At 57.9% G+C, this 5,670-nt stretch carries 5 protein-coding genes; all 5 read right to left on the bottom strand.

What is annotated here, in order from left to right:
- Positions 1-495: 495 nt before the first annotated feature.
- The gene (locus PSV43_RS05185; protein ID WP_300194471.1) at positions 496-1,194 is read right to left on the bottom strand and encodes a hypothetical protein; all 699 of its coding nucleotides are present in this window, start codon (positions 1,192-1,194) and stop codon (positions 496-498) included.
- Between the two features lie 144 nt (positions 1,195-1,338).
- Positions 1,339-4,068 (bottom strand): DEAD/DEAH box helicase, encoded by a 2,730-nt coding sequence (locus PSV43_RS05180; protein WP_300194470.1) that lies wholly within the window; start codon positions 4,066-4,068, stop codon positions 1,339-1,341.
- A gap of 4 nt (positions 4,069-4,072) precedes the next feature.
- A complete protein-coding gene (locus PSV43_RS05175) occupies positions 4,073-4,468 on the bottom strand; it encodes a PIN domain-containing protein (RefSeq protein WP_300194469.1) in 396 nt (131 codons plus the stop codon).
- Complete coding sequence (locus PSV43_RS05170) at positions 4,465-4,716, bottom strand: hypothetical protein (protein WP_300194468.1); 252 nt, start codon at positions 4,714-4,716, stop codon at positions 4,465-4,467. Before PSV43_RS05170 ends, PSV43_RS05175 begins: the two co-directional genes overlap by 4 nt.
- Positions 4,717-4,746: 30 nt before the next feature.
- Positions 4,747-5,535, bottom strand: a complete 789-nt coding sequence (gene mazG, locus PSV43_RS05165) for a nucleoside triphosphate pyrophosphohydrolase (protein ID WP_300194467.1) — start codon at positions 5,533-5,535, stop codon at positions 4,747-4,749.
- Positions 5,536-5,670: the final 135 nt, after the last annotated feature.

Here is a 5,670-nt window from a genome sequence, read left to right as displayed (position 1 = left end):
ATCAGATCCCCCTTCCGTGTATTCTGTGTATTCCGTGGTTCAAATCTCCGGTCTCATCTGCGCTCACTCAGTCCTTTCAGGAAAACCTCTGCGGCGTTCCCATCTCTGCGGTGTAAATCAGTATCTGCCGAACCGAGAAGCGTGGACAGTGGGGAATGGCACTTACCTAACGTGCAGGCTGTCGCCTCAGCAGAAGCAGAGCGCCACCCACCAAAGAAGGCACTTTTTTAACCACAGCTGCGCAGCCGCGAAGCGAACCACGATGAACACAGAGGTTTTTTCCAGACCTGTTTCACAAAGGCGGCAGAGACGACATTCATTCTCTGCCCCCTCTGCCCCCTCTGCCTCACTGCCCCTCTGCGGCAAAATCGCTCGTCCCTTCGCCTCCGAAACGCCCATCTCCCCCCGTTTTTTCAGTGCCTCATCCCCGTTCCGGCATCCGTGTATTCCGTGTAATCCGTGGTTGAATTCCGGTCCCCCTCCATCTTCTCCAATTCATCCCGGCGAAAATCCCGCCGCCGCTAGGGCCGCGCGCAGTTTGGCCTTGCCGTCGAAATCAATGACATCGCCGTGCCCGACGATCACCCGGTCAAAATCCCATCCGAGGATCGTCGCCAGCGAACTCTCGAACGCCGCCTTGTCCTTCACCCCGGCCTTCACGGGCCGCGACATTCCCGGATGATGCTCACCGCCCACGGCGACCCGCAGGAGCAGCTCCGTCCAGAGCGGCTCATCACCGCCAAAGTTGAACACCAGCTCCGTGAGAATAAGCGTCCGCGACGGAACATGCAGCAGTGCGGTATCCCGGGCTTCCGGCGCGCCTTGGATTTCCAGCGCCAGCAGTTCGCCGTCCCACTCGACTGGCGCAGGCACGATCAGCTCGGTCGGAAATCCAACCACTTCGGAAAATCCATCAGGTGCAAGATATGGAATGCCCGGAAACGCCGCGCGTCCTTCCTTGGCAAAAGTGTCATGCCGCAAAATCCCATCCAGCAGCCAGCCGGGTTCGCCGAGCGCACGGATCGCAGCCACGTCCTCCGCTGAAAAAGGAGCCGTGGAGTGAATGACCACTTTCCCCGAGCGCAGGCGGATCAGCGTCACGTTGCGCCGCAAATCCGCACCCAGCATTTTCAGCGGATAGTCGAGCAGCCAGAGATTCTCGGCCAGCGGTAGCGGTGCGGTGAGTGTGTCCATATCCTTCCCGCTAAATCGCCCCGCCGCTTGACTCTGCGCGTAAAATAAATTCCCAACCCCGCCGATTTCACTCTCTGACATTAGCGTCCCATCAGCAGTTAAAAATTCAGGCTTCCAGCTCCTCACTTTGGAAGCACCGCTTCCTCACTCCGCCATAAACAGCGCCTGAATATCCGACTGCGTCAGTTGCAGCTTGTCCGCCCTGCCAGACAACAGCCCCTCCACCAGCGCGGCTTTCCTTTGCTGCATCTTGACGATGCGCTCCTCAATGGTGTTCTCACAAATCAGCTTGTGCACAAACACAGGATTCTTCTGCCCAATGCGATGCGCCCGATCACTCGCCTGCATCTCCGCCGCCGGATTCCACCACGGATCATAATGAATCACCGTATCCGCCGTCGTCAGATTGATCCCCGCACCACCCGCCTTCAGGCTGATCAAAAACACCGGCACCTTGCCCGCCTGAAATTCCTGAATCGGCGTCTCCCGATCCTTCGTGCTCCCCGTCAGTTTCACATACCGCGTCCCATCCTTCTTCAAACGCGCCTCTATAATAGCCAGCATTTCCGTGAATTGAGAGAAAATGAGGATTCGACGCCCCTCTTCGATCAATTCGGGCAGCAATTCATCCATCAGAAACGCCGTTTTTGCTGAATCCGACACACCGCGCGCCGTTTCCTGCTTCAACAATTGCGGATGGCAGCACACCTGCCGTAGCTTCAAAAGCGCATCCAAAACCACAATCTGGGAGCGGTCTAACCCATTCACCTCAATCGCCTCCCTCACCCGTTTATCCATCGCCGCACGGATCGTTTCATACAAATCCGTCTGCGCCTGCCCAAGCTCGATGCTGTGCAAAATTTCCGTCTTCGGCGGCAACTCCTTCGCCACCGCATCCTTCGTCCGCCTCAACAGCAGCGGCTGAATCCTCGTACTCAACTGCTTCTGCCTCTCCGCATCCGCATCCCTCTCAATCGGATTCCGATAATGCTGCCGAAACGTATCCGCATCACTCAACAAACCCGGCATCAGGAAGTTAAACAAACTCCACAATTCACCGAGGTGATTCTCCATCGGCGTCCCCGTCAGACAGAGCCTGTGTTTAGCCTTCAACCCACTGCAAGTCTGTGCAGCCAGGCTCTTCGGATTCTTGATATTCTGCGCTTCATCCAACGCGACGATGTGCCACTCCTGCGCCTGCATGACATCGGCATCGCGCACGAGAAGCGGGAAGCTGGTGATGACAAGATCGTACTGTTTGAGGTGCTTGAAGTCGCTCTTGCGTGACTGGCCGTGCATGAGCAGCAGGCTGAGTGACGGCGTGAATTTGATCGACTCGTTGATCCAGTTCCGCAGCACGCTCGTCGGTGCCACAATGAGGCAGGGATGCTTCATGCGCCCGCTCTCCTTCTCGATGAGAATATGCGTGAGCGTTTGCAGCGTTTTGCCCAGACCCATGTCATCCGCCAAAATGCCGTGCAGGCCGAACTCGCGCAGGAACTGCATCCATGAAGCACCCTCGCGCTGGTAATCACGCAGACTCGCCTTCAATCCCGCCGGCGGATCGATGAGACCAATCTCGCGGAAGCTGCCGAGCTGCTGGCTGAGCGCGGTCAATTCTACGGGCGCACGAATCGGCAGGCCGTCCAGCGTGGCAAGCTGTGCGGCACGCAGTTTGTCGAGCTGGAGTTTGCCATCCTTACGCACTGGCCGCGTGGCGAGCAGTTCGTCAAAGAAGCGCAGCAGCACCACCAGTCGATGCGCAGGCACGGAGAGCACATCGCCTTGGTCACCCCCTAGTGAGAGCAGAAATCGTTGATCGAGATTCTTTTCCAACACGGCGGCGGTCAGTCCCTGATCAATGCAATCGACCAGCAGCGGCACCATCGAAATGCGACGCCCCTCAATTTCCACACCGAGATCCAACGAGAACCACTCGCGCCCATCCTGGTCTCCCGTGAGATCGGTGAACCACGCATCTTCCGTGGCCTCATGGATCTGAAAGCCGATGTCCTCCGGCACCTCCACCCGCCAGCCGGACTCACGCAGCTTCGGTATCTGGTCTTTGAGAAACTGCGACCAGAACAGAGCCTGATCACCCGCCACGGCCATGAAGCCAAGAGTGGACTCCGGCGCTTTTGCTCCAGGCAACGCTTCAGAAAAGGATTTGAAACCTATCCCAGACAAATCTGTCAGCAGCAGGCGCTCAGAGCGCAGATTGCGCACGAGCGTATGGCGCGTTTCATCTTCATCTTTCCATTGATGCGCCGGGCTGCGTACGAGCATTTCAAGGCGCAGCGGGCAGTCTTCGTACTCAGCGCAGGGTTGAATGAAGGCGATGCTCCGAGGTTCCCAGCCGCCGATGTTTCGCTTGGCCGTGATCTGCGGTATGTCCACGATCATGCGCCGCACGAGCAGGATGGGCTTCGGCTCTGACGGCGGCAACTCGACCACCGCAGGTCCCTCCTCCGTCGCCTGTTCATCATCTTCAAACGCAGCCGTTTTCTCCCGCACACGCGCCATGCCTTCAATGCGTTTGCGTCCATCCTCAAGATCGAGCATCAGCATCAGCGCCGCCGCATGCTGACACAAAGTCCCCACCGCACAGGTACAATGGGAGGTCATCGCCATGCTGCCGTCTTCTCGCAGACGCAAATGCACCGTGACGGAGGCAGAATTGAACAAAGCCGTGCCGATACCCGCGATGATCTCCACTTCGTTTTCAGCGCACACATGCACCCCCGCAAGGCCGATGTCCCCATGCTTGAGCAGCCGCCCGCCCTCCTCGATCTGCTGCCGCCGAAACAGCCACAGCCATGATTTTGAGCGCACCTGCACCCAGAGCTTGGGGAATGAGAAGTTGCCGAGATCCATCGGGTCAGATCAAAACGGCAGTATCAGGATAAGTCACGGTCATGCCTTGGTCGAGCGTCGCCACTTTGCCGCCATTGCGGCGTGCCAGCTCGACCAGCCAGGCATCCGTCACCTGCCGATGGCCTTGGATGCTGCGATAAGGCACCTTGCTGTAAGGAAGGTCATCCAGCCAGTAAACATGGGCGGGATGTGCCTCAAACCCTTTCAGTGAATTCCAAGCAGCTTTGGCGCTTTGATCCGCCGCGAACTTCATGTGCAACCGCAGCAAAGTCCCCTGTGTGACCGAACAGGTTGCAAAAGACTCAGTCAGCCCGTCAAACCAGCGGACAGCTTGCTGGTGTTGAAAGTGGGTGTCCACGGCATAGGCCACCAAAATATTGCCATCAACGAGCCAGATCATGACAGCCCGCGCATGTCGTTTTCATCTTCTGCGACATAGACATCCTCCGACGTAAAGGGACGAGCCCCTTCGGAGACTGGGATCTTATATCCATGAGGAATCTTAACCGGTGGTGGTGCAGGCTTCCGAAAACCGGGCACGCGACTCAGCGCATTCTTCACCACGCTGCTGACGCTGGAATGCTCTCGCTGCGCTGCGGCTTCGATGCCGGCGTAGGTTTCGTCGTCGATTTCGATGGTGAGTTGCACAGAGGAAAATTGCTTTTTTAAATGCGCATGTCAACCTCGCTTCACTTCATCCCACGCGGCATCCATCTGCTCCAGTGAGAGCTTGCCGAGTTCATGGCCTTGTTCGCGCAGATGTGACTCCATCTTATGAAAACGACGGGTGAATTTCTCGTTGGCTGCCGCCAGCGCGGGTTCGGATTCGATGCCGAGTTTGCGGGCGAGATTGACCACACTGAAAAGCAGATCTCCCAGCTCTTCTTCCATGTGCGCTTTGTCGCCTGAAGCGATGGCTGCTTCGAGTTCAGCGGCCTCTTCACGGATCTTGCCAAAGACGGGCGTGGCATCCGGCCAGTCGAAGCCGACACGCGCGGCTTTCTTTTGCAGCTTCTGCGCACGCATGAGCGCAGGCAGTCCATTCCCGGTGCCATGCAACAGGCCTTCGTGCTCCGTGCCTTTTTCGGTGCGCTTGATGGCATCCCATTGCTTCAGCACCGCATCAGAGGTGGCCGCGCTGGTGTCGCCAAAGACGTGCGGATGACGGCGGATGAGTTTTTCGGTCAGGCCGTGCGCCATCGTATCGAGATCGAATGCTCCTGTTTCGCTGGCGATCTCTGCATGCAGCACGGGCTGGAGCAGAATGTCGCCGAGTTCATCGCAGATCTGGGCCGGATCGCCGCTGCGGATGGCGTCAGCCACCTCGTAGGCTTCTTCGATGACATGGGGGATGAGGGACGTGTGAGTCTGCTCCATATCCCACGGGCAGCCGCCGGGTGCACGCAGGCGGTGCACGACATAACGCAGGCGTGTGAGAGCATCGGGGTGGTTGAGCATTTCGTCCATGCAGGCAGGTAGTGCGGTGAGCCGGAGAGGTCAAGGCTGCGCCAGTCAAGATGTCGTCAAGAGGGTCAAGAGGGTCGACTTGACCACCTTGATTACTCCTTGACGGCGCAGCCTTGACCTTTGGTTTTGGGACAT

It is taken from the genome of Prosthecobacter sp. (assembly GCF_029946185.1).
In the GTDB taxonomy this organism is placed as follows: domain Bacteria; phylum Verrucomicrobiota; class Verrucomicrobiia; order Verrucomicrobiales; family Verrucomicrobiaceae; genus Prosthecobacter.
The sequence above is the reverse complement of the archived record's forward strand: the minus strand, read 5'-3'. Positions and strand labels throughout refer to the sequence as shown.

Bases quoted from the DNA above. Each gene is read 5' to 3' on its own strand.
- PSV43_RS05185 (WP_300194471.1), bottom strand. From the start codon at position 1,194: ATGGACACACTCACCGCACCGCTACCGCTGGCCGAGAATCTCTGGCTG.
- PSV43_RS05180 (WP_300194470.1), bottom strand. From the start codon at position 4,068: ATGGATCTCGGCAACTTCTCATTCCCCAAGCTCTGGGTGCAGGTGCGC.
- PSV43_RS05175 (WP_300194469.1), bottom strand. From the start codon at position 4,468: ATGATCTGGCTCGTTGATGGCAATATTTTGGTGGCCTATGCCGTGGAC.
- mazG (WP_300194467.1), bottom strand. From the start codon at position 5,535: ATGGACGAAATGCTCAACCACCCCGATGCTCTCACACGCCTGCGTTAT.